This is a genomic window from Pseudomonas sp. B1-22, from assembly GCF_050474425.1.
Lineage (GTDB): Bacteria > Pseudomonadota > Gammaproteobacteria > Pseudomonadales > Pseudomonadaceae > Pseudomonas.
Window position 1 is genome coordinate 117,862 of record NZ_JBCHVH010000007.1, and the last position, 22,514, is coordinate 140,375.

Below are 22,514 nucleotides of genomic sequence, written 5' to 3' on the forward strand. Positions count from 1 at the left end.
AATGACCCGCATGATCGATTTCAACAACGTCACCGCCTACCAGCAGCAGACCCGCGTGCTGGACGGCTTTTCCCTGCACATTGGCGAAGGCGAGAAAGTCGCCATCCTCGGCCCCAACGGCGCCGGCAAGAGCACACTGCTCAAGCTGATCAGCCGCGAACTCTACCCGGTGGAGCGCGAGGGCAGTTCGCTGAGCCTGTTCGGCCTGCAGAACGTCACCCTCTGGGACCTGCGCAGCCGCATCGGCTTCGTCTCCCAGGACCTGCAGGAAGACTACACACCCTTCACCCAGGCGCTGGACGTGGTGATCTCCGGCTTCTTCGGCGCCATCGGCAGCCACGGCCATCTGCAACCCACGCCGGAACAGGTCGCGAAGGCGCGCGAATTGCTCGCCACCGTGGAGATGGACGGGTACGCGGACCGCATGTTCCAGCGCCTGTCCACCGGGCAGAAGCGCCGCCTGCTGCTGGCTCGCGCTCTGATCCATGAGCCCCGCGCGCTGATCCTCGACGAGCCGGCCAACGGCCTGGACATGGGCGCCAGCCTGCAGATGCTCAAGCTGCTGCGACGCTTCTGCGGCGAAGAACACGCCATGATCATCACCACCCACCATATCGACGAGATCATTCCGGAGATCGAGCGCGTAGTGCTGATCGCCGAGGGCAAGGTGGTGGCCGATGGCGCCAAGGCGGACATCCTCACCAGCGAGCATCTGTCCGCGCTCTATCATGCGCCGTTGAAAGTCACCGAGCAGGATGGCTGGTACCGCTGCTGGCATGCCTGATGGCAGGAGCGGATTTCTTCCGTGATTGGCGTCGTGTCGTGCGGTTCGCGAGCAAGCTCGCTCCTACAGGATAGGCTGACCCGCTTTTCGTAGGAGCGAGCTTGCTCGCGAACCCGGCATTGCACCCGACCAACCATTATCGGGGCCCCAGACCGCGCAGGTACTCCCACGGGTAGATACCCCGGTCGTGGCCGTCGTCGAACACCAGTTGCACGCCATAGCCTTGCAGGTTGACTGCCTGCAAGGCCACCGATGCCGGCACCAGGTCGATCCGCCCTTGCAGCCGCGCCGCCCGGCACTGCGAGCAGGGGCAGGCGCCGCGCAGGCGGGCGAAGGCGATGCCCTGTTCGACGCCGTCGTCCCAGCGGATGCGTAGCTCGCCGTCGGCGCTGGAGCGGTGCAGCGCGACCGGTGTGTTCATGCCGATTGCCCCAGTTGCGTGAGCGCGATGCGCACCGCCTTGCGGACTTCCGGATCGCCGTCGTGCTCGGCATTGCGCAGCGCGTCGATGGCGTCGCCGCTGCCCAGTTCGCCCAGGGCCAGCGCGGCCTCCTTGCGCAGGTTGCTGATGCCGTGGCCAAGCACCACCTTCAGGCCTTCCAGCGCCGGCAGGTAGCGCAGCTTGCCCAGCGAACGGGCGGCACGCAGGCGCACCTGCCAGAAGTCGTCTTCCAGTGCCCGCACCAGCGCTTCTCCCGCTTCCGGCAGGGCCAGTTTGCCGAGGGTGCCGGCGGCTTCCTCGCGCACCTGCCAGGCGGGGTCGGCCAGCGCCGCCTGCAGGGCCGGCAGGACGCTGGCATCGATGGCCAGACCGAGGGCGCCGGCAGCGGCGCGGCGGACTTCGGCGTCCGGATCGTCGCGGGTCAGGCGTGCCAGGTGCGGCAGGGCGTCGGTGCGCTTGAGCCAGCCGAGGATGCCCACGGCTTCGCGGCGTACGCCGGCGTCGCTGTCTTCCAGCGCATTCAGGGCCGGTTCGGCGGCGTCTTCCAGGCGCAATTCGCGCAGGGCACGCAGGGCGCTGCGGCGGACGAAGATATCGGCATGGCTCGCCCACGGCAGCAGGCGCACGCCGGCTTCGGCGGTCTTCAGCTCGCTCAGGCTCTGGGCGGCGGCTTCGCGCACTTCTTCGTCGCTGTCGGCCAGGGCCCGGCAGAGGGCGTCCACTACTTCCGGCTCTTCCCAAGCCTCCAGCAGGCGCGCGGCTCCAGCGCGGACGTTGGCGGCGTCGTCATGGTTCAGCGCATGGGCCAGCCAGGGCAGGCCGTCGGGCTCTTCCAGGTCGGCCAGTTCGATCAGGGCGATGCGGCGCACGCCGGCGTCGGTGTCCTGCAGGCGCGGTTGCAGGTCGAGGATGTCGGGGTTGTCGGTGCTCACAGTGAAGGTAGTCATATGGCGAATCGCGGTATCCGTTGTGGAGTGGGCAGGCCCAGTGGCGTCAGGCGTGGCAGCTGGCGGCCGTCTTCGTGGCGCAGCAGTTCCAGGCAGTGGCGCTTGAGCCGGGAGAATTCAGGCGTGGTGAGCAGGTCGGCGTGGCGCGGCCGCGGGAAGTCGAGGCGGATGTCTTCGAGGATGCGGCCGGGGCGCGGGCTCATCACCAGGATGCGGTCGGCGAGGAACAGCGCCTCGTCGATATCGTGGGTGATGAACAGCACGCTGGTGCGCAGGCGCGTCCAGATGTCCAGCAGCAGCTCCTGCATCATCATTCGCGTCTGCGCGTCGAGGGCGCCGAAGGGTTCGTCCATCAGCAGCAGGCGCGGCTGATTGATCAGCACGCGGGCGATTTCCACGCGTTGCTGCATGCCGCCGGAGAGCTGCGATGGCCAGCGATTGGCGAAGCCGTTCAGGCCCACCAGCTGGAGCATCTCTTCCGCCTGGCGGTGGCGCTCGGCGCGGGGCACGTCTCGCATCTTCAGGCCGAAGGCGACGTTGTCGCGCACCCGCCGCCAGGGCAGCAGAGTGTGGTGCTGGAACACCATGCCGCGCTCGGGGGAGGGGCCGGCGACGGTCTGGCCGTCCACTTCCAGCAGGCCGGCGCTGGGCGCCAGGTGCCCGGCCAGGGCGCCGAGCAGGGTGGATTTGCCGCAGCCGGAGGGGCCGAGCACGCAGACGAACTCGCCCGGCTCGATGGCGAAACTCAGGGATTGCACGGCCTCGAAAGCGTCGCGGCCATTGCCCAGGTGGATCGACAGGCCGTCGACGCGCACGCGCCCCGGCGCGCTGGCGGGCAGGCTCATGGCTTGCCTCCGGCCTGGCGCTGCCAGGGCGTGACCAGGGCGCCGAGCTGGCGCACCAGCAAGCTGCTGGCCATGCCGAGCACGCCGATCAGCAGCATGCCGACGACGATGTCGGGGTAGTTCTGCAAGGTGTAGGACTCCCAGGTGTAGTAGCCGATGCCCCATTGCCCGGAGATCATCTCGGCGGTCACCAGGCAGAACCAGGAGGTGCCCATGCCGATGGCCAGGCCGGTGACGATGCTCGGCGCGGCGCTTGGCAGCACCACCTCGCGCAGCAGCGCAAGGCGGCCGGCGCCGAGGCTGCGGGCGGAGGCGAGCAGGCGCGGGTCCACCGCTTCGACGCCGTGGATGGTGTTGAGCAGGATGGGGAACAGCGCACCGGTGAAGGTAATGAAGATCATCGACAGCTCGGAGCTGGGGAACATCAGGATCGCCAGCGGAATCCACGCCACCGCCGGGATCGGTCGCAGCACTTCCAGCGGCGGCAACAGGCTGTCCCGCGCCCAGCGGCCACGGCCGATGAGCAGCCCGAGGAGGATGCCGGCGACTGCCGCCAGCAGGTAACCGGCGAGCACCCGCAGCAGGCTGCTGCCCAGGTGGCGGCCGAGCTTGCTCGACTGTGCGAGGTTCCAGGCGGCATCGAGCACGTCACGCGGGCCGGGCACGTTGGCGAAGGTGACCACGCCAAGATCGACGTGGCGCGTGCTGAGCACCTGCCAGAGCGCGAGGCAGGCCAGCAGCGAGGCCAGGCGCAGGCTCCAGCGGGTGAGGGTGGTGCTGTTCATCGGCTTGTCTCCGCAGCCCCGACGGTTAGGCGCCGGGGCTGGTCTTCAGGTCAGCGGCTGGCCACGGCCTGCTGGCTGGCAGCGGTGAAGTCGGCGACCTCTCCGCCGTGCTGGCGGGCGAAGGCGTCGGCCTGTTCGCGCAGCAGGAAGGCATCCAGCGCGCCGTCCTTCCCGCGCACGAACCAGGCCTGTCCGGCGAGCAGCTTGATGCCGCTGTCGCTGGCCTGGGCGTACACCGCGCGGATGTCCTTGCCCTGTTGCTTGAGTTCGGCCAGTTGGCCCAGCGCTTCCTTGGCGGAGGCGTAGCTGCGCACCTTCGGCTCGCCACGGACCCAGATCTGCGCGACCTTGCGGGTGTCGCTAATGGGTTTGTGGGTCAGCGCATCGTTGCCCAGCAGCGGCTGCTGCGCGTAGTTCGCAAGCGCGGCGTCGTAGTCGGCGCCGGAGGCCTTGAAGGCGGCGCGGATGTAACGGTCGTCGACGAACTGCTCGACGTTCAGCCCGCGGTCGGCCTTTTTCAGCAGCTTCAGGGTGTCGATGGCGGTGGCCACGGCCTGGCGGTACTCCGGCTTCCAGGTCAGGTCGCGGGTCTGCAAGCCGAGCGGGCCGTGGAACAGGTAGTTCACTTCGGCCGGAATGCCGGCGACCTTCTCGATCAGCTCGCTGTATTTCTCAGGCTCCTTGGCCAGCAGCTGGTTGGCCTCGTAGGTTGCGCGCAGGTAGGCCTCGACGATTTCTGGGTACTTCTGCGCGTAGTCGGCTTCCACCAGCGCACCGTGGAAGGTCGGCGCCTTGGCCTGGGAGCCGTCGTAGATCTTGCGGGCGATGCCACGGCTTTCGAACAGCTCGGCGAAGGGTACGAAGTCGGCGTGGGCGGCGATCTTGTTGGCCTGCAGGGCGGAGCCGGCGACTTCCGGCGGCTGCGCGATGATGGTGACGTCCTTCTCCGGGTCCCAGCCCTGCGCCGCGATGGCGCGCAGCAGCAGGCCGTGGGCGGTGGAGGCGAAGGGCACGGAGATGGTCTGGCCCTTGAGTTCGGCCAGCGACTGTACCTTGGACTCGGCAGGCACGACGATGCCGTTGCCGCTGCCCTCGATGCTGCCCGAGAGCACGCTGATGAACAGGCTGCGCTTGCCGGCGGCCTCGTGGGCGACGCCGTTGAGCGAGCCGGGGAAGTCGGCCATGGCGCCGAAGTCGAGCTTGCCGGCGAGCATCTCGTTGGTCAGCGGGGCGCCGCTGGTGAAGTTCTTCCACTGCACGTCGTACTGCGCGTCCTTGTACTGGCCGTCGTGGGGCAGGTACTTGTCGAGCAGGCCGAGTTCGCGGATCAGCAGGCCGCCGGCGGCGCAGTTGATGGTGGTGTCCTGGGTGCCGATGGCGACTCGGATGGTTTCCGAATGGGCGGAAAGGCTGGCAATGGCGAGCGCGAGGCCTGCCAGGGTGGTGCGCAAGGTCATGGGGGTTCCCCTCGAATCATGAGTGTTGGAATCGTCTCCGCCGCGGGTCTGCGGTGGGAAACGAGGGGCGGTTCGTCAGGCGTCCGGCGGTGGGGCCGGATGGCGTATCCCGTTATCGGCGTCGCTCGGCGTTCACCTGTAGGAGCGGGCCATGCCCGCGATCGCGCGCATGGCGCGCTCCTACAAAAAGCGGTGTCGTGCGCGGCTCAACGGAGCAGATAGGGAATCTCGACCTTCACCGCGCCGGTCGGGCAGTCCTTCTCGCAGGGCATGCAGTACCAGCATTCGTCGAAGGCCATGTAGGCCTTCTGGGTGGCGGGGTTGATCGCCAGCAGGTCCATCGGACAGACCTCGACGCAGACGGTGCAGCCCTTGTCGGCGATGCACTTGTCCTCGTCCACCGTCACCGGGGCGCTGGAGCGGAAGAAGATTTCCTGGGATTGGTAGGCCATTGCACGCGGTCCTCATGGTGTTGCTTGCCGGCCGTCGTGGCGGCGGGCTGGTTCTGTTCGGTGTTGCTGGGGTGGTTCTGGTGCTCGGGGTTTCCCTCACCCCAGCCCTCTCCCAGAGGGAGAGGGGGCCGTTCGGTGGGGTTGGAAAGCACTGAGTCAGCCGGGGAGCTCCGACCCATTCGCCGCTCAGGACAGTCCCCTCTCCCTCCGGGAGAGGGTTAGGGTGAGGGGCCTTTCGGGCCGTCAGTCCCATCTATCAAGCCGCCTCGCTCTTCACCCGCAGCTTCTCGTAAGCCTGCTGCTCATCCTCATCCAGCGCGATCACGTAGGGCTCGATGGGCTTCTTGAAACTGGTCATCGCGCCGTCCTCGCCCTTCTTCAGGTGCGCATGGCAGAACCACTCGGCGTCGTTGCGCAGCGGGTAGTCGACGCGGTGGTGGTACAGGCCCCAGCGGCTTTCGGTGCGGAACAGCGAGGCGCGGGCGGCCATCTCGGCGCAGTCGCGGATCACGCTGACTTCCATGGCGCGCATCAGCTCGTGGGGGTTGTTGGCCTTGAGCTGGTCGAGGTCGCGGGCGATCTCGGCGAAGCGCTGCAGGCCGATCTCCATCTTCTTCGTTACCTTGGGCGGCTGCAGGTAGTCGTTGACCATCCGCCGCAGCTTGTACTCGACCTGCGCCGGCGGCAGCCCGTGTTCGCGTTTGAGCGGGGCGAAGACGCGCTCGCGCTCGCGCTCGACCTGCGCCGTATCCACCTGGCTGAACTCGCGCCCGGTCACGTACTGCGCGGCGTTGGCGCCGGCGAACCAGCCGTAGGTGAAGGCGCCGAGCATATAGTTGTGCGGCACGGCGGCCATGTCGCCGGCCGAGTACAGGCCCTTGACGCTGGTCTCGGCCTTCTCGTTGACCCACACGCCCGAGGCCGAATGGCCGGAGCAGAAGCCGATCTCGGAGATGTGCATTTCCACCATCTGCTGGCGATAGTCGGTGCCGCGCCCGGCGTGGAACTGGCCACGGCTGGGGCGTTCGTTGCTGTGGAGGATTTCCTCGATGGTCTGGATGGTTTCCTCGGCCAAATGGTCGAGCTTGAGGAATACCGGGCCGTTGCCGCCTTCGAGTTCCTGGTGGAACTCCCACATCATCTGGCCGCTCCAGTAGTCGCACTCGATGAAGCGCTCGCCCTTGCTGTTGGCGGTGTAGCCGCCCAGCGGGCCGGTGACGTAGGCGCAGGCCGGGCCGTTGTAGTCCTTGATCAGCGGGTTGATCTGGAAGCACTCCAGGTTCGCCAGCTCCGCCCTGGCGTGGTAGGCCATGGCGTAGCCGTCGCCGGCGTTGGTGGGGTTCTCGTAGGTGCCCATCAGGTAGCCGGAGGAGGGCAGGCCCAGGCGGCCGGCGGCGCCGCAGGCCAGGACCACGGCCTTGGCGCGGATCACCTGGAATTGCGCGGTGCGGCAGTCGAAGCCGAGCAGGCCGTTGACCGCGCCGTCCGCATCGGTGAGCAGGCGGGTGACCACCAGGCGGTTGGTGATCTCGATGCGCGCGCGCTTGAGCTGGCGGTACAGCACCTTCTTGATGTCGTGGCCCTCGGGCATCGGCAGCACGTAGGCGCCCATGTGGTGGACCTTCTTCACCGCGTAGTCGCCGACCTCGTCCTTCTCGAACTTCACGCCCCAGCGGTCCAGCTGCTGCAGGGTCTCGAAGCTGTGTGTGGCGTAGGCGTAGACCGCCGCCTGGTTGACGATGCCGTCGTTGGCGACGGTGATTTCCTTGGTGTACTGCTCGGGCGTGGCGTGGCCGGGAATGATGGCGTTGTTCAGGCCGTCCATGCCCATGCTGATGGCGCCGCTGCGCTTGACGTTGGCCTTGTCCACCAGCAGCACGCGCAGCTCGCGGTTGGCTTCCTTGGCCTTGATCGCGGCCATCGGGCCGGCGGTGCCGCCGCCGATCACCACGATGTCGTAGGCGAGTTCCTTGTCCTCGGGAACCTGGGAAAGGTCGAACTGGCTCATTGATGCTGTCCCTTGTGACGGTCGATGCGTAGGCGGTACTGGAAGGCATCGCCGCGGTAGTAGAGGTGTTCGTAGTCCAGCGGCGTGCCGTCGGCGGTGTGGGTGAGGCGCTCGATGCGCATCACCGGCGAGCCTTCCTGCACTTCCAGCGCGCCGGCCAGCTCGGCGTCGGCGAGGATGGCGTCGATGGCGAGGTCGGCGTGGCCCAGGGGCAGGGCGCAGTCGTTCTCCAGGATCAGGAAGATGTCGCGGCTGACCAGGTCGGCCTTTTCCAGCCGTTTGCCGATGGCCTCGGGCAGCCAGGTGATCTCCAGCGATACCAGCTCGCGGTTCACCAGGCGGGCACGCTTGATCTGCACCACGTTCGCGCCCTCGGCCACCTGCAGCCGAGCGGCGACCTGGGCATCCGCGGGGACGACCTTGAAGCTGCGCAGGCGGTTGATCACTTCATAGCCGCGCTGGCTCATGGATTCGCCCAGGCCCTGCAAGGTGCTGACGTTCTGGAACGCCTTGGGCTTGGCGACGAAGGTGCCCTTGCCGTGGATCTTGAAGATCAGCCCTTCCTTCTGCAGGTCGCCCAGCGCCTGGCGCACGGTGATGCGGCTGACCTCGAAGGCCTTGCCCAGCTCGGCCTCGGAGGGCATGCGGCTGAGCGGCGGATAGGTGCCGTCGAGGATGCGGGTGCGCAGCAGCTCCTTGAGCTGGCTGTACAACGGCACGGGGGAGAGTGGGAGTAGTTCGGCCATGAGTCATTACTTGTTATGACGAGTTAAGTGACTATAGGTGGAATAACTGATCGATATGAAGGAACGAATTTGCATAAGGTTATGCGGCGGTAGAGCGCTGCCGGTGATTTCCGAATTCGTCATGCAGTGATTCAGGAGCGGGCAGAAATGCCCGCGAATGGCCGGGCTACGCCGGATAACCGAGCACAACGGTTGGTGAAGCCGTGCTGTTTCTATAGAATGCGCAAACGTTTCAGCAGACCATGCATCCCTCCCACAACAAAAGCCAAAGCCGAAGGCTTTGCGTGTCTCTCTGCGCAGGACGTGTCCCCCGCTTCATCGAACCGGCCCCAGAGCCGGCGGAGCGGGGAACTGAGCCCTGATTCCATCCCGTCGTACTGTCGCCCTGGCTTCCCACGAGCCCGGGCCTTCACGCTGCATGACGCCGGTGGGGCAGGCCAAGCCCTAACGACGAGAAACTCTCCAATGATCAAGAAAGTGAGCGGGGCGCTGCTGGGCCTCGCCTTGGCAGTGAATTGCGCGCCGGCCTTTGCGGCCGAATCGAAGAAGGTCGATGTGCTGCTGATTGGCGGCGGCATCATGAGCACCACTCTGGGCGTCTGGCTCAACGAGCTGGAGCCGGGCTGGTCGATGGAGATGGTCGAGCGCCTGGACGGCGTCGCCCTGGAAAGCTCCAACGGCTGGAACAACGCCGGCACCGGCCACTCCGCGCTGGCCGAACTGAACTACACGCCGGAAGACAAGGACGGCAAGGTCAGCATCGCCAAGGCCATCGAGATCAACGAATCCTTCCAGGTCTCCCGCCAGTTCTGGGCCTGGCAGGTGAAGAACGGCGTGCTGAAGAACCCGCGTTCCTTCATCAACTCCACGCCGCACATGAGCTTCGTCTGGGGTGATGACAACGTCGCCTTCCTGAAGAAGCGCCATGAGGCGCTGCAGGCCAGCCCGCTGTTCCGCGGCATGCAGTACTCCGAGGACCCGGCGCAGATCGCCAAATGGGTGCCGCTGATGATGCAGGGCCGCGACCCCGCGCAGAAAGTCGCCGCCACCTGGTCGCCGCTGGGCACCGACGTCAACTTCGGCGAGATCACCCGCCAGTTCGCCGGCTACCTGCAGAGCCAGCCGAACTTCGCCATGAAGCTGTCCAGCGAGGTGGAGAACATCACCCGCAACGACGACGGCTCCTGGCGCGTCGAGTACAAGAACCTCAAGGACGGCAGCGTCACCCGGACCGACGCCAAATTCGTCTTCATCGGCGCCGGCGGTGGCGCGCTGCGCCTGCTGCAGAAATCCGGCATCGAAGAGGCCAAGGATTACGCCGGCTTCCCGGTGGGCGGCTCGTTCCTGGTCACCGAGAACCCGACCATCGCCCAGCAGCACCTGGCCAAAGCCTACGGCAAGGCGTCGGTCGGCGCACCGCCGATGTCCGTGCCGCATCTGGACACCCGCGTGCTCGATGGCAAGCGCGTGATCCTGTTCGGGCCCTTCGCCACCTTCTCCACCAAGTTCCTCAAGGAAGGTTCCTACCTCGACCTGCTGGCCAGCACCAACGTGCACAACGTCTGGCCAATGACCCGCGTGGGCATCGACGAGTACCCGCTGGTGGAATACCTCGCCGGCCAGCTGATGCTCTCCGACGCCGACCGTCTTGCCGCGCTGCGCGAGTACTTCCCGGAAGCCAAGGCCGAAGACTGGCGCCTGTGGCAGGCCGGCCAGCGCGTGCAGATCATCAAGCGTGACGCCGACAAGGGCGGCGTGCTGAAGCTCGGCACCGAGATCGTCGCTTCCGCCGACGGCAGCATCGCCGGCCTGCTCGGTGCTTCGCCGGGCGCTTCCACCGCCGCGCCGATCATGCTCAGCGTGCTGGAGAAGGTGTTCAAGGACAAACTCGCCACCCCCGAGTGGCAGGCCAAGGTCCACCAGATCGTCCCGAGCTATGGCACCAAGCTGAACGACAGCCCGGAGAAGACCCAGCAGGAGTGGGCCTACACCAGCGAAGTCCTGCAACTGGACCCGCCGCCGGCCATCGACCCAGCCCCCGCCGTGCAGCCCGCCGCTGCCGCACCGGCGGAGAAGGCCGCCAACGACATGGCGCTCTGAGCCATGCCGATGAACAGCGGGGCGCTCGATGCCCCGCTGTTCATTTCAGCGCCTCCTTTGTAGACGAACGGCTCTGCTCGCGACGCTCTGCTCCGCACCCTGCAGCCTTTATAGCCTTTTACCGCAGGGGCCGATCGATAAGTCCAATGGATCGCTCATAGCGCAGCGGCTCGTTTGATCTATCTTCTCAAGGTCAAGCGAAGCCACAGCGCCATTGGATGGGCGCAGACGAGGAGCCTGTGATGAGTGACGAGAAAAAAGCCAGCTGCCCGTTCAACCACACCGCTGGCGGCGGCACCACGAACCGAGACTGGTGGCCGAACCAGCTGAGGCTGGACCTGCTCCACCAGCATTCCTCCAAGTCCAACCCGATGGAGGAGTCCTTCAACTACACCGAGGCCTTCAAAAGCCTCGACCTGGATGCGGTGAAGAAGGACCTGACGGCCCTGATGACCGACTCCCAGGAGTGGTGGCCGGCCGACTTCGGCCACTACGGCCCGCTGTTCATCCGCATGGCCTGGCACGCCGCCGGCACCTACCGCATCGGCGACGGCCGGGGTGGCGCCGGGCGTGGCCAACAGCGCTTCGCCCCGCTCAACAGCTGGCCGGACAACGTCAGCCTGGACAAGGCCCGCCGGCTGCTCTGGCCGATCAAGCAGAAGTACGGCAACAAGCTGTCCTGGGCCGACCTGATCGTCCTCACCGGCAACGTTGCGCTGGAGTCCATGGGCTTCAAGACCTTCGGCTTCGCCGGTGGCCGTGAAGACGTGTGGGAACCGGACATGGACGTGTACTGGGGCGACGAGAAAACCTGGCTGGGCGACGAGCGCTACACCGGCGACCGCGACCTGGAAAACCCGCTGGCCGCCGTGCAGATGGGCCTGATCTACGTGAACCCGGAAGGCCCCAACGGCAACCCCGACCCGCTGGCCGCCGCCGTCGACATCCGCGAAACCTTCGGGCGCATGGCGATGAACGACGAAGAGACCGTGGCGCTGATCGTCGGCGGTCATACCTTCGGCAAGACCCACGGCGCGGGCCCGGCCGACAACGTCGGCGCCGACCCCGAAGCCGCGCCCCTGGAAGAGCAGGGCCTGGGCTGGCGCAGCAGCTACCAGACCGGCGTCGGCGCCGATGCCATCACCAGTGGCCTGGAAGTGGTCTGGACCTCCACCCCGACCAAATGGAGCAACAATTTCCTGTGGAACCTGTTCGGCTACGAATGGGAACTGACCAAGAGCCCGGCCGGCGCCCACCAGTGGCAGCCCAAGCATGGTGCCGGGGCCGGCAGCATCCCGGACCCGTTCGACCCGAACAAGCGCCGTGGTCCGACCATGCTCACCACCGACATCTCGCTGCGCACCGACCCGATCTACGAAAAGATCTCCCGGCGCTTCCACGCGAACCCCGACGAACTGGCCGACGCCTTCGCCCGCGCCTGGTTCAAGCTGACCCACCGCGACATGGGCCCGCGTGCCCGCTACCTGGGGCCGGAAGTCCCCGCCGAAGAACTGATCTGGCAGGACCCGATCCCTGCCGTCGACCACCCGCTGGTGGACGCCAACGACGTCGCCGCGCTCAAGGCCAAGGTGCTGGCCTCGGGGCTCAGCGTCGCTGAACTGGTCTCCACCGCCTGGGCTTCGGCATCCACCTTCCGGGGCTCGGACAAGCGTGGCGGTGCCAACGGCGCGCGCATCCGCCTGGCACCGCAGAAGGACTGGCCGGTCAACCAGCCGGAACAGCTGGCCAAGGTGCTCAAGGTGCTCGAAGGCATCCAGGCCGACTTCAACACGTCCGCCTCCGGCGGCAAGAAAGTCTCCCTGGCCGACCTGATCGTGCTGGCTGGCGGGGCCGCCATCGAGAAGGCGGCCAAGGATGCCGGCCACAGCGCGAGCGTACCTTTCGCGCCGGGCCGCATGGACGCCAGGCAGGACCAGACCGACGTGGAATCGGTCGGCATGCTGGAACCGCGCGCCGATGGCTTCCGCAACTTCCTCAAGGCCAGGTACCCGGTCCTGCCGGAGCACCTGCTGGTGGACAAGGCCCAGCTGCTGACCCTGACCGCCCCGGAAATGACCGTCCTGGTCGGCGGCCTGCGCGTGCTGGGCGCCAACGTCGGGCAGTCGCCGCACGGCGTGTTCACCAGCCGCCCGGGCACCCTGAGCAACGACTTCTTCGTCAACCTGCTGGACATGGGCACGGTGTGGAAACCGACCTCGTCCGCCAACGACCTCTACGAAGGCCGCGACCGCAAGAGCGGCGACGTGAAGTGGACCGGCACCCGCATCGACCTGGTGTTCGGCTCCAACGCTCAGCTGCGCGCACTGGCGGAGGTCTATGCCTGCAGTGATTCGGGGCAGAAGTTCGTCGACGACTTCGTCAGGGCCTGGACCAAGGTGATGAACCTGGATCGCTTCGACCTGCGCTGATCCTCGGTAAAAAACAACGCCCCGCGAGCGGTATCCGTCTCGCGGGGCGTTCTGTTTTCCCTGCCTGCCGTCAACTCGCAACCCAGGGATCGGCGCGGACTGTACGCCTGTTCACCGCTCAGCTTCGCAAGGCCTGCCCCAGCGTCTCTGCGGCGGCCTGGATCGACGCTTCGTCATAGGGCGCAAACCCCATTACCAGTCCCGGCGCACGGGGCTGGGTGCAGTAGCGCGCCAGTGGCAGCAGATCGATACCCGCCGCGGCGATCCTGCCGTGGGCGGCGGCTTCGTCGTCCAGTTCCAGCTCGACGGCAATATCCAGGCCGGCGCGGATTTCCGGCACCCGGATCAGCCCGCGCCAGTGGCGTTCGGCGGCGTCGGCGAAGGCTTCTGCCCGCGAAGCGTAGAGCTTGCGCATGCGCCGCACGTGGCGGTCGAAATGCCCCTCGCTGATGAAGTCGGCCAGCACCGCCTGGCCCAGGCTGTTGGCGTGCCGGGAGGTGAGGGCGACGGCGCGGGTGAAGCTTTCCACCAGTTGCGCAGGCAGCACCAGGTAGGCCAGGCGGATCGCCGGGAACAGCAGCTTGCTGAAGGTGCCGGCGAGAATCACCGAGCTGCTCGCGCCCGGCATCGAGCGCAGCGCCGGAATGGGCTTGGCGATGAAGCGGAATTCGCTGTCGTAGTCGTCTTCGAACACGTAGGCGCGCCGCCGAGTGGCCCAGTCCAGCAAGGCGAGCCGGCGCGCCGGGGACATCTCGCCGCCCAGCGGCGCCTGCCGCGAAGGCGTGACGTAGGCCAGGCGGGCATCGGGGGCCAGGCGAATACCGTCATCCACCCGCAGGCCGTCGCGGTCCACCGGGACATCCACCCGCGCGATGCCGGAGATCTCCATCAACTGGCGGGCGCCGGGGTAGCCGGGATCTTCCATCCAGACCTTTTCCCCCGGTGGGACCAGCAGCCGCAGGCACAGGTCCAGCCCCTGCTGCACGCTGCCGAGAATGACGATGCAGTCGGCGGAGACCTGCACGCCACGGGCGATGGCCAGGTAACTGGCGACGGCTTCGCGCAAGGCCGGAAGGCCGGCCGGGTCGCCGTCCAGCAGGGCCGGCAACCTGGAGCTGCGCAGCTGGTGCAGGTGGAGCTTGCGCCACAGGTCCACCGGGAAGGCGCCGACATCGCCACGGTGGGGGAAGAACGGTCGCAGCCCCGGGGTAATGCTGCGTCGGGCGAAGATCGGGGTGATGGCGTTCAGGCGTTCGATCCAGGGCGTGTCCGGCAGCGGGGCGGGCATTTCGGCGGTTGGCGTGATCCTGCGTCGTACATAGCCGCTGTTCAGGGTCGCATCGGGCAGCACTTCGCTGACCTGGGTGCCGCTGCCGGTGCGCGATTGCAGGTAGCCCTCGGAGAGTAGCTGCTGGTAGGCCGCCTGTACCGTGCCCCGAGCAACCGAATAGTGCGCCGCCAGTGCACGGCTGCTGGGCAGCGTGCTGCCGCCGGGCAGGCGTCCGCCGAGGATGGCTTCGCGCAGCGCCTCGTACAGCCAGCGCTGCAGGGTGACGCCCGGTTCCGGGGCGCCGAGCGGAAGGGAAACGACCAGGGGAGCGTTCTTGTTGGCGGACATGACCGGGGCCTCGAAGTGGATCAGTCATGTTAGGCGGAATTGGATCAATACGCTGGCCATCCTCGCCTGCACAATCCACCCCGTAGTCCGGCACCCGGCCGGTGAGCTTCCCCCACGACCTCTTTCTGGAGCACATCATGAAACAACAGATCCTGATCATCGGCGCCGGATTCGGTGGCCTCTGGAGTGCCCTCAGCGCAGTACGCCTGCTCGACCAGCAGGGCGCGGACGTGGACGTCACGCTGCTCGCGCCGCAGGCCGAACTGCGCATCCGTCCGCGCTTCTACGAGCACAACGTGGCCGGCACCACCGCGCCGCTGGGTGAGCTGTTCGCGGCGGTTGGCGTGAACTTTGTCCAGGGCAGCGCCACTGGCATCGACAGCCAGGCTCGGCGCGTCCGCTACAACGGCGCCAATGGCCAGGGTGAGCTGGCATACGATCGCCTGGTGCTGGCGGCCGGCAGCGAAGTGGCCCGCCCGGCCTCCGCCGGCATCTCGCGTCATACCTTCGACGTGGACAGCCTGGAGTCGGCGCTGAAGCTGGAAGAACACCTGCACGCATTGGCCGAACTGCCGGACAGCCCGGCACGCAACACCGTGGTCGTCGTGGGCGGCGGATTCACCGGCATCGAGACGGCCACCGAGATGCCCGGCCGGCTGCGGGCGATTCTCGGTGAGAGCACCGAGGTGCAGGTGATCATCGTCGATCCGGGCCAGCGCATCGGCGCGGCCATGGGCGATTCGATCGCCGAGATCATCGCCCATGCCAGCGAAACCCTCGGTGTGTCGTGGCGCCTGGGTGCGCCGGTGAGCTCGGTGGACGAGCAGGGCGTGACCCTGGCCAATGGCGAGCGCATCGATACCCGCACGGTGATCTGGGCCGCCGGGGTGAAAGCCTCGCCGCTCACCGCGCAGATCGACGCGCCGCGCGATCCCCGTGGCCGTTTGCACGTGGACCGCAACCTCAAGGTGCTGGGCCAGGAGCGGATCTACGCCACCGGCGATACCGCCTACGCGGCGACGGACGACCTGGGCAACTACGCGCTGATGACCTGCCAGCACGCCATTTCCCTGGGTCGCTCGGCCGGCAACAACGCCGCCGCCGACCTGCTGGGCGTCGAGCCGATTCCCTACAGCCAGCCCAAGTACGTCACCTGCCTGGACCTGGGGAGCTGGGGCGCGGTGTACACCGAGGGCTGGGACCGCCAGATCAAGCTGACCGGGGAGGAGGGCAAGCAGCTCAAGACCCAGATCAACACCCAGTGGATCTACCCGCCGGCGGCCGACCGCGCGGTGGCGCTGGCGGCGGCCGATCCGCTGATTCCCGTGGTGGCGTGATCACCGCGGGTCAAGCAAGGCCGGGAGCCGCACGCGAAAGCGTACGGCTCTTGTTGCTTGCGGGAGAGCCGCTTTTACCATCAATTGAAGCCCGTTTAGCGTTCCAGGAATAGAACGCTGAGGGCCACTTCATGGCTCTACCGGGAGCAGCGTTGCGGCACTACCGTTATCGACAGTGATTGCGGGAGGTGCGCAATGAAGAAGATTCTCGGTGTCTATTCCAGCCCCAGGCCCCATTGGGTGGGTGACGGATTTCCGGTCCGTACGCTGTTTTCCTACGACAGCCTGGGTAAGCACGTCAGTCCCTTCCTGCTGCTCGACTTCGCCGGCCCGCAGGACTTCCCGCCGACCACCGCTCGCCGGGGCGTGGGGCAGCATCCCCATCGCGGTTTCGAGACGGTGACCATCGTCTACCAGGGCGAACTGGAGCACCGCGACTCCACCGGAGCCGGCGGGCGCATCGGCCCCGGCGACGTGCAGTGGATGACGGCGGCCTCGGGGATTCTTCACGAGGAGTTCCACTCCGCAGCCTTCGCCCGCAGCGGCGGTAGCCTGGAAATGGTGCAGCTGTGGGTCAACCTGCCGGCTCGCGACAAGATGGCGCCGCCGCGTTATCAGACGCTCCTGGACAGCACCATTCCGAGCATCGAGCTGGCCGATGGGGCCGGCACGCTGCGCCTGATCGCCGGGCAGTTCGGCGGGCGGCAGGGCGCTGCGCAGACTTTCACGCCGATCGATGTCTGGGACCTGCGGATCAAGCCGGGTATTCCGCTCGGCCTGCCGTTGGTCGCTGGCCACACCGCCGCTCTGGTAGTGCTGCACGGCACCGTGCTGGTGAACGGCAGCGAGGTGGTGCGGGAGGCGCAGACTGTGTTGTTCGACCGCGCCGGCGAAGAGGTGGTGCTGGAGGCGAACGGCGAGGCGCACGTACTGCTGCTGGCGGGCGAACCCATTGACGAGCCGATCGTCGGCTACGGCCCCTTTGTGATGAACAGCGACGCAGAGATCGGCCAGGCCATTCAGGACTTCGAAAGCGGGCGGTTCGGGCGATTGAACGACTGACGGTCACGGTGTCGGTTGGGCGCGAATCTAACCTGTTAAATCCCTGCAAAAGAATGTGGGGCCCGCGGTTCAGCCGCCAGGGCCAGGATGGCCCTGATCCCGAGAAAGAGGAGAGGACTATGAGCAACTTTGCACAGGTCGCGAACTTCAACGGTCAAATCCCGAAGATCGATCCGAATAACGCAGCGATGCTGTTGATTGACCATCAGAGCGGTCTGTTCCAGACGGTCAAGGACATGCCGATGACCACGCTGCGCGCCAACGCCATCACCCTGGCGAAGATCGCCACGCTGGCGAAGATCCCGGTCATTACCACCGCCTCGGTGCCGCAGGGGCCGAACGGCCCGCTGATCCCGGAAATCCACGAAGCCGCGCCGCATGCCCAGTACGTGGCGCGCAAGGGCGAGATCAACGCCTGGGACAACGCGGACTTCGTCGCCGCGGTGGAGAAGACCGGCCGCAAGCAGCTGATCATCGCCGGCACCATCACCAGCGTGTGCATGGCCTTCCCCAGCATCAGTGCGGTCAACGCCGGTTATCAGGTATTCGCCGTGATCGACGCGTCCGGTACCTATTCGAAGATGGCCCAGGAAATCACCCTGGCCCGCGTGGTACAGGCCGGCGTGGTGCCGATGGACACCGCGGCAGTGTGTTCCGAAGTCCAGCAGACCTGGAACCGCGCGGATGCCGCCCAGTGGGCGGAGGCTTACAGCGCCGTGTTCCCGCACTACCAATTGCTGATCGAGAGCTACACCAAGGCCCAGCAGGTGGTGGCCAACCACGAGGTGCTGGACTCGCAACGCTGAAATCCCCTTGTCCGGTGAACCACACCGGACATCCAACCTGAGAGCGAGGAAACGCCATGAGCAAGCCCTACGTCCGTCTCGACAAGACCCAGGCCGCCGTATTGCTGGTCGATCACCAGACAGGTCTGCTTTCGCTGGTTCGCGACATCGAGCCGGACAAGTTCAAGAACAACGTCCTGGCCCTGGCCGACCTGGCCAAGTACTTCAAGCTGCCGACCATCCTCACCACCAGCTTCGAGAACGGCCCCAACGGCCCGCTGGTGCCGGAGCTCAAGGAAATGTTCCCGGACGCGCCGTACATCGCTCGTCCCGGCAACATCAACGCCTGGGACAACGAGGACTTCGTCAAGGCGGTCAAGGCCACCGGCAAGAAGCAGCTGATCCTCGCCGGCGTGGTGACCGAGGTCTGCGTGGCCTTCCCGGCGCTGTCGGCGCTGGCGGAAGACTTCGATGTGTTCGTGGTGGCGGATGCTTCCGGTACCTTCAACGAGGTGACCCGCGATGCCGCCTGGCGCCGCATGGAGGCCGCCGGCGCACAGCTGATGACCTGGTTCGGCGTAGCCTGTGAGCTGCACCGCGACTGGCGCAACGACATCGAAGGGCTGGCGGCGCTGTTCTCCGCGCACATCCCGGATTATCGCAACCTGATCACCAGCTACAGCCTGCTGACCGCGGCCAAGTGATCCGCTGCGGGGAGCCATGCCCGGAGGCATGGTTCCCCGTCCGACCATCGAATTCGGGGAGTTCCCATGGCAGAACCGACAGTCCGCGCGGTCTATGCCGGCACCGCGTTCCAGGTGAAGTTGAGCGATGGCCGGCACGAGTGGCTCGGCGATGTACCCGCAGCGCTGGGTGGTGGCGACACCGGGCCGACGCCGCACCAGCTCCTGCTGTCCGCGCTGGGTGCCTGCACGGCCATCACGGTGGCCATGTACGCACAGCGCAAGGGCATGCCGCTGGAGTCCGTCGACGTGGACCTGCGTGTTGTACAGGAGCGGCCAGGGCAGACGGAAATTGGCCGCGATATTCACCTGTCCGGGGCGCTGACCGACGAGCAGCGCACACGCCTGCTGGAGATCGCCAATGCCTGCCCGATCCACAAGGTGCTGAGCGGGGAAATCCTCATCACCAGCAAGCTGGTGGAGTGAGGTCCGTGCAGCCGTCGTGAGTATCCCGGTGGCTGGGGAGGTCTGAAGATGAGTACACACGAAACCCAATGCGAGCTGTCGCATTCCTCCGACTGCCCGCTGAACAACGGCGTGCGGGCCATCCAGCGGGTGGCTTCACGCAGTGCCGAGGTCGGCGGCGGCATTCCCGTCAACCGGCTGCTGCCTTCAAGGCAACGGCGTATGGTCGGGGCCTGGTGCTTCCTGGATCATGCCGGGCCGGCGACCTTCACGTCCGGGAACGGTCTGCGCGTCGGGCCGCATCCGCATATCGGCCTGCAGACCTTCACCTGGATGATCGCCGGCGAAGTGCTGCACCGCGACAGCCTGGGCCATGTCCAGGTGATCCGTCCGGGCCAGGTGAACCTGATGACTGCCGGCCACGGCATCACTCACACCGAGGAATCCCTGTCCGGCGAGGCGCAGCTGCATGCGGTGCAGTTGTGGATCGCCCTGCCGGCCGCCGAGCGGGACCGCCCGCCGATGTTCGATCACTACGCCGAACTGCCCCGATGGCAGGCGGACGACTTCGAGGTGACGCTGCTGGCCGGGAGCTTCGGGCAATACACCGCGCCCGCCCACACCTTCTCGCCGCTGGTGGGGCTCGACCTGGCCGCGAAGGATGCGACAGGTACCCGTCTGGCCCTTGAGCAGGGCCATGAATACGGCGTGCTGCCATTGACCGGCGAGTGGAGCATCAACGGCGAGGTCTTCGGTCCGAACGAATTCGCCTACCTGGGGCGCGGCCTGGCGTCGCTTGAACTGGAGGCCTCGGCGGGCGCCCGCGCCGTTCTGCTGGGTGGCGAGCCTTTCGCCGAGGAGATTTTCCTCTGGTGGAACTTCGTCGGCCACAGCAAGGCGGAAATCGCCCAGGCGCAGCGCGAATGGGAGGAGGGTGGTGCCCGCTTCGGCGAGGTGACGGGGTTCGACGGACCGCGCCTGGTTGCGCCGCCGCTGCCCTGGCGCGCCTGAGGATGACGACGATGAAGAGCCGGGGCGTCGAGCGACGCTGGCTGTTGTGCCCATTGGGGATCGGCCTGTTCCTGGCGTTGCCCGTCCAGGCCGACAACTCCCTGGGGCAGAAGGACAACATCTTCACCGGCGTCAACGACCGGCAGGCCGTCGAGCTGGCCATTCCGCCCGGGCTGGTGGAAGGCTCGCGGCTGGACGGACTGGTGCGGAACTACTACCTCCAGCGCGACAATCATTCCGACCTGGTCAGGCGTGATCCCACCGAGTGGGCACAAGGCTTCCTGCTGTCGTTCCGCTCCGGCTTCACCGACACGCCGATCGGGGTAGGGATCGATGCCCACGCTTTCCTGGGGCTCAAGCTGGATGGCGGCGGTGGCAGCGGCGGCGCCGGCCTGCTGCCGCTGGACTCGCAGCGCAAGCCCGACGACGCGTTTTCCAGCGCGGGAGCCGCGCTCAAGCTCCGCTACCTCGAAACCCTGGTCAAGGCGGGGGATCAACTGGTGGAAAACCCGCTGGTGGCCAGCGGCACGAGCCGCCTGTTCCCGCAGGCTTATCGCGGCATCACGCTGAAGAACCATGGCCTGCAGGACCTCTGGGTGGATGGCGGCTTCGTCGAGTCCACGCGCCTGCGCAACCAGAGCGGCTACAGCCACCTGGTCACCGCCTACGGCGCGCGCAACAAGGCCGGCGTGCCGGCCGACCGGGAGAGCCCCCATCTGGGCTGGGCAGGCGCCATCTACAGTGGCCCGTGGGGCGTGCAACTGACGGCCTATGGCGGCCAGCTCGCGGACATCTGGAATCAGTACTACCTGGGCATTACCGATGCCATCCCGGTGAGCGACACGCTGGTGCTCAAGCCCTACCTGCATTATTTCAAGACCCGTGACGAAGGCCGCAGCCAACTGGGGCAGATCGACAACGACACCTATAGCGCCGGGCTCGCCGCAACGGCCTACGGGCAGACCGTGACCCTTGGCTTGCAGAAGGTCGATGGGCGGACGCCTTTCGATTACATGACGCAGAATGACCGGATATTCCTCTACCTGAGCAACTCCCAGCAGTTCGCCGACTTCAACGGGCCGGGGGAAAAGTCCTGGCGGCTGCAGTACGAAACGCCGCTGAGCTTCTTGGGCGCACCGACGCTGCAGTTCATCGCCGCCTATACGCAGGGTGAAGCGGACCTGACCCGGGTCGATCCCAACAGCGCCGGCTACGGCTACATCTACAACCCGGACGGCAAGAACGCCAAGCACTGGGAGCGCGACCTCGCCTTCAAGTACCTGGTGCCTTCCGGGCCGGCCAAGGACCTGACGCTGACCGTGCGCTGGGCCGCCCACCGCGAGGGCGACGGCTATACCGCACCGGGCAACACGCGGGGCAACTCCAGCGCCGATGAGTACCGCCTGATCGTCGATTATCCGGTCAGCCTGTTTTGAGGCTGGTTTCAATCCTGGAGCCCCGATAACCCTGGCGTGCAGGGCCTTCGCGGCGTTTAGCCGAGCGGTTCTTGCAGGCCGGTTTCCACTTAGACAGCTCCCCGGGCCACCCCGGCTCGGCGGGCCCCTGTTGCTCCCGTCCCGAGGATGGGCGTCAGCGTTCATGAGTCGATTCGATATGGTGTGGGTGTCCGTTGTCCATGTTTGATCTGAACGACCTGTTCCTCTTTGCCAAGGTGGTGGAACACGGCGGCTTCGCACCCGCCGGCCGCATGCTGGGGCTGCCCAAGTCGCGCCTGAGCCGCCGGGTTTCCAGGTTGGAAGAGCGCCTGGGCGTGCGCCTTATCCAGCGCTCGACGCGGCATTTCGCGGTCACCGAAATCGGTCAGGAGTACTACCAGCACTGTGTGGCGATGATGGAACAGGCCCTCGCCGCCGAGGACACCATCGAGCGCAGTCGCGCCGAACCGCGTGGCATGGTCCGGGTGGCCTGCACGACCGCGCTGCTGGACGCGCGGGTTGCCGCCCTGTTGGCGCGGTTCATGGCCGAATGCCCGGTGGTGGAGCTGCTGGTGAAGAGCTTCAACCGTCGCGTCGACGTCATCAGCGAAGGCTTCGACCTGGTCCTGAGCGTCCGTCACCAGCCACTGGAAAGCAGCGAGCTGATCATGCGCAAACTGGCGCAGAGCCGCTTCTGCCTGGTGGCAGCGCCCGCCGTGCTGTCCCGCACAGAGGGCGCGCTGGGGCCGGCAGACCTGGTCGAGCTGCCCAGCCTCTGCTGGGGGCCGAACGTGCAGGACTATGTGTGGGAGCTGGACGGGCCGAACGGCGCCTCGGCCTCCATCCACCTGCGCCCACGCATCGTTTCCGACGACGTTTCCGTATTGCTCCAGGGGGCGCTGGCGGGGGGAGGGGTGGTGCTTCTCCCGGAGGAAGTGGTGATCGACGACCTGGCCAGCGGCCGGCTGGTCAACGTACTGGACGACTGGACGCCGAAGATGGGCGATGTGGTCGCAATCTTTCCCTCCCGACGCGGCCTGATGCCCGCCGTGCGCAAGCTGATCGACTTTCTTGCCGAGGCGTTCGAGCGGGAGTCGCTGGCTTCCTGAGAAGCGCCGCCAG

The 22,514-nt window shown here is 66.7% G+C and carries 20 protein-coding genes; 11 read left to right on the forward strand and 9 right to left on the reverse strand.

Translation table 11 applies throughout. The annotated features are described in order from the left end of the window. Positions 1-10 precede the first annotated feature (10 nt). A complete protein-coding gene (locus ACQ5BL_RS25510) occupies positions 11-784 on the forward strand; it encodes an ABC transporter ATP-binding protein (protein ID WP_243808207.1) in 774 nt (257 codons plus the stop codon). A 136-nt stretch (positions 785-920) separates the two neighbouring features. Here the strand turns inward: ACQ5BL_RS25510 and ACQ5BL_RS25515 are convergent, their stop codons facing one another. The 8 genes from ACQ5BL_RS25515 to ACQ5BL_RS25550 form a co-directional block, all read right to left on the reverse strand. Then, complete coding sequence (locus ACQ5BL_RS25515) at positions 921-1,205, reverse strand: DUF971 domain-containing protein (protein ID WP_243808208.1); 285 nt, start codon at positions 1,203-1,205, stop codon at positions 921-923. Beyond that, the gene (locus ACQ5BL_RS25520) at positions 1,202-2,173 is read right to left on the reverse strand and encodes a HEAT repeat domain-containing protein (protein ID WP_430293330.1); all 972 of its coding nucleotides are present in this window, start codon (positions 2,171-2,173) and stop codon (positions 1,202-1,204) included. The genes ACQ5BL_RS25515 and ACQ5BL_RS25520 overlap by 4 nt, the downstream gene beginning before the upstream one ends. Next, positions 2,170-3,018, reverse strand: a complete 849-nt coding sequence (locus tag ACQ5BL_RS25525) for an ABC transporter ATP-binding protein (RefSeq protein WP_243808210.1) — start codon at positions 3,016-3,018, stop codon at positions 2,170-2,172. The genes ACQ5BL_RS25520 and ACQ5BL_RS25525 overlap by 4 nt, the downstream gene beginning before the upstream one ends. Beyond that, on the reverse strand, positions 3,015-3,803 hold the full coding sequence (locus ACQ5BL_RS25530) for an ABC transporter permease (RefSeq protein ID WP_243808211.1): 789 nt from the start codon (positions 3,801-3,803) through the stop codon (positions 3,015-3,017). Before ACQ5BL_RS25530 ends, ACQ5BL_RS25525 begins: the two co-directional genes overlap by 4 nt. A 50-nt stretch (positions 3,804-3,853) precedes the next feature. After that, positions 3,854-5,260 (reverse strand): ABC transporter substrate-binding protein, encoded by a 1,407-nt coding sequence (locus tag ACQ5BL_RS25535; RefSeq protein WP_243808212.1) that lies wholly within the window; start codon positions 5,258-5,260, stop codon positions 3,854-3,856. Positions 5,261-5,466: 206 nt separating this feature from the next. Then, positions 5,467-5,712: a 4Fe-4S dicluster domain-containing protein gene (locus ACQ5BL_RS25540; RefSeq protein ID WP_207887633.1), complete on the reverse strand. Its 246-nt coding sequence runs from the start codon at positions 5,710-5,712 to the stop codon at positions 5,467-5,469. Between the two features lie 256 nt (positions 5,713-5,968). Continuing rightward, the gene (locus tag ACQ5BL_RS25545) at positions 5,969-7,720 is read right to left on the reverse strand and encodes a fumarate reductase/succinate dehydrogenase flavoprotein subunit (RefSeq protein ID WP_243808213.1); all 1,752 of its coding nucleotides are present in this window, start codon (positions 7,718-7,720) and stop codon (positions 5,969-5,971) included. Next, complete coding sequence (locus ACQ5BL_RS25550; RefSeq protein ID WP_207887635.1) at positions 7,717-8,466, reverse strand: GntR family transcriptional regulator; 750 nt, start codon at positions 8,464-8,466, stop codon at positions 7,717-7,719. The genes ACQ5BL_RS25545 and ACQ5BL_RS25550 overlap by 4 nt, the downstream gene beginning before the upstream one ends. Positions 8,467-8,931: 465 nt before the next feature. Between ACQ5BL_RS25550 and mqo the strand changes: the two genes are divergently transcribed. Then, positions 8,932-10,566 carry a malate dehydrogenase (quinone) gene (gene mqo / locus ACQ5BL_RS25555; RefSeq protein WP_243808214.1) on the forward strand — a complete coding sequence of 545 codons (1,635 nt, stop codon included), beginning with the start codon at positions 8,932-8,934 and terminating at the stop codon, positions 10,564-10,566. A gap of 242 nt (positions 10,567-10,808) precedes the next feature. Next, entirely contained in the window at positions 10,809-12,995 is a 2,187-nt protein-coding gene (katG, locus tag ACQ5BL_RS25560) for a catalase/peroxidase HPI (RefSeq protein ID WP_243808215.1), read from the forward strand. Between the two features lie 118 nt (positions 12,996-13,113). Here the strand turns inward: katG and ACQ5BL_RS25565 are convergent, their stop codons facing one another. After that, the gene (locus tag ACQ5BL_RS25565; protein WP_243808216.1) at positions 13,114-14,613 is read right to left on the reverse strand and encodes a PLP-dependent aminotransferase family protein; all 1,500 of its coding nucleotides are present in this window, start codon (positions 14,611-14,613) and stop codon (positions 13,114-13,116) included. A gap of 137 nt (positions 14,614-14,750) precedes the next feature. On the opposite strand from ACQ5BL_RS25565, the gene ACQ5BL_RS25570 reads away from it, so the two are divergent. The 8 genes from ACQ5BL_RS25570 (at position 14,751) to ACQ5BL_RS25605 (ending at position 22,501) form a co-directional block, all read left to right on the forward strand. Then, the gene (locus ACQ5BL_RS25570; RefSeq protein ID WP_243808217.1) at positions 14,751-15,950 is read left to right on the forward strand and encodes an NAD(P)/FAD-dependent oxidoreductase; all 1,200 of its coding nucleotides are present in this window, start codon (positions 14,751-14,753) and stop codon (positions 15,948-15,950) included. 195 nt (positions 15,951-16,145) lie between these two features. Continuing rightward, the gene (locus tag ACQ5BL_RS25575; protein WP_243808218.1) at positions 16,146-17,012 is read left to right on the forward strand and encodes a pirin family protein; all 867 of its coding nucleotides are present in this window, start codon (positions 16,146-16,148) and stop codon (positions 17,010-17,012) included. Positions 17,013-17,131: 119 nt separating this feature from the next. Beyond that, positions 17,132-17,818: a hydrolase gene (locus ACQ5BL_RS25580; protein WP_243808219.1), complete on the forward strand. Its 687-nt coding sequence runs from the start codon at positions 17,132-17,134 to the stop codon at positions 17,816-17,818. A 56-nt stretch (positions 17,819-17,874) separates the two neighbouring features. Beyond that, positions 17,875-18,501 (forward strand): isochorismate family cysteine hydrolase YcaC, encoded by a 627-nt coding sequence (gene ycaC, locus ACQ5BL_RS25585; RefSeq protein WP_207887647.1) that lies wholly within the window; start codon positions 17,875-17,877, stop codon positions 18,499-18,501. A 66-nt stretch (positions 18,502-18,567) separates the two neighbouring features. Beyond that, a complete protein-coding gene (locus tag ACQ5BL_RS25590; RefSeq protein ID WP_243808220.1) occupies positions 18,568-18,966 on the forward strand; it encodes an OsmC family protein in 399 nt (132 codons plus the stop codon). Positions 18,967-19,014: 48 nt separating this feature from the next. Continuing rightward, positions 19,015-19,956, forward strand: a complete 942-nt coding sequence (locus tag ACQ5BL_RS25595; protein WP_243808221.1) for a pirin family protein — start codon at positions 19,015-19,017, stop codon at positions 19,954-19,956. An 11-nt stretch (positions 19,957-19,967) separates the two neighbouring features. Beyond that, a complete protein-coding gene (locus ACQ5BL_RS25600; protein WP_243808222.1) occupies positions 19,968-21,392 on the forward strand; it encodes an OprD family outer membrane porin in 1,425 nt (474 codons plus the stop codon). A gap of 200 nt (positions 21,393-21,592) precedes the next feature. Further along, positions 21,593-22,501 (forward strand): LysR substrate-binding domain-containing protein, encoded by a 909-nt coding sequence (locus ACQ5BL_RS25605; RefSeq protein ID WP_243808223.1) that lies wholly within the window; start codon positions 21,593-21,595, stop codon positions 22,499-22,501. The last annotated feature ends 13 nt before the right edge of the window (positions 22,502-22,514 follow it).

Excerpts from the sequence above, each read along its gene's own strand:
- ACQ5BL_RS25535 (WP_243808212.1), bottom strand. The coding sequence starts at position 5,260 with ATGACCTTGCGCACCACCCTGGCAGGCCTCGCGCTCGCCATTGCCAGC.
- ACQ5BL_RS25540 (WP_207887633.1), bottom strand. The coding sequence starts at position 5,712 with ATGGCCTACCAATCCCAGGAAATCTTCTTCCGCTCCAGCGCCCCGGTG.
- ACQ5BL_RS25520 (WP_430293330.1), bottom strand. The coding sequence starts at position 2,173 with ATGACTACCTTCACTGTGAGCACCGACAACCCCGACATCCTCGACCTG.
- ACQ5BL_RS25550 (WP_207887635.1), bottom strand. The coding sequence starts at position 8,466 with ATGGCCGAACTACTCCCACTCTCCCCCGTGCCGTTGTACAGCCAGCTC.
- ACQ5BL_RS25530 (WP_243808211.1), bottom strand. The coding sequence starts at position 3,803 with ATGAACAGCACCACCCTCACCCGCTGGAGCCTGCGCCTGGCCTCGCTG.
- ACQ5BL_RS25510 (WP_243808207.1), top strand. The coding sequence starts at position 11 with ATGATCGATTTCAACAACGTCACCGCCTACCAGCAGCAGACCCGCGTG.
- ACQ5BL_RS25545 (WP_243808213.1), bottom strand. The coding sequence starts at position 7,720 with ATGAGCCAGTTCGACCTTTCCCAGGTTCCCGAGGACAAGGAACTCGCC.
- ACQ5BL_RS25600 (WP_243808222.1), top strand. The coding sequence starts at position 19,968 with ATGAAGAGCCGGGGCGTCGAGCGACGCTGGCTGTTGTGCCCATTGGGG.
- katG (WP_243808215.1), top strand. The coding sequence starts at position 10,809 with ATGAGTGACGAGAAAAAAGCCAGCTGCCCGTTCAACCACACCGCTGGC.
- ACQ5BL_RS25580 (WP_243808219.1), top strand. The coding sequence starts at position 17,132 with ATGAGCAACTTTGCACAGGTCGCGAACTTCAACGGTCAAATCCCGAAG.
- mqo (WP_243808214.1), top strand. The coding sequence starts at position 8,932 with ATGATCAAGAAAGTGAGCGGGGCGCTGCTGGGCCTCGCCTTGGCAGTG.
- ACQ5BL_RS25565 (WP_243808216.1), bottom strand. The coding sequence starts at position 14,613 with ATGTCCGCCAACAAGAACGCTCCCCTGGTCGTTTCCCTTCCGCTCGGC.
- ACQ5BL_RS25595 (WP_243808221.1), top strand. The coding sequence starts at position 19,015 with ATGAGTACACACGAAACCCAATGCGAGCTGTCGCATTCCTCCGACTGC.
- ACQ5BL_RS25575 (WP_243808218.1), top strand. The coding sequence starts at position 16,146 with ATGAAGAAGATTCTCGGTGTCTATTCCAGCCCCAGGCCCCATTGGGTG.
- ACQ5BL_RS25590 (WP_243808220.1), top strand. The coding sequence starts at position 18,568 with ATGGCAGAACCGACAGTCCGCGCGGTCTATGCCGGCACCGCGTTCCAG.
- ACQ5BL_RS25515 (WP_243808208.1), bottom strand. The coding sequence starts at position 1,205 with ATGAACACACCGGTCGCGCTGCACCGCTCCAGCGCCGACGGCGAGCTA.
- ACQ5BL_RS25605 (WP_243808223.1), top strand. The coding sequence starts at position 21,593 with ATGTTTGATCTGAACGACCTGTTCCTCTTTGCCAAGGTGGTGGAACAC.
- ACQ5BL_RS25525 (WP_243808210.1), bottom strand. The coding sequence starts at position 3,018 with ATGAGCCTGCCCGCCAGCGCGCCGGGGCGCGTGCGCGTCGACGGCCTG.
- ycaC (WP_207887647.1), top strand. The coding sequence starts at position 17,875 with ATGAGCAAGCCCTACGTCCGTCTCGACAAGACCCAGGCCGCCGTATTG.
- ACQ5BL_RS25570 (WP_243808217.1), top strand. The coding sequence starts at position 14,751 with ATGAAACAACAGATCCTGATCATCGGCGCCGGATTCGGTGGCCTCTGG.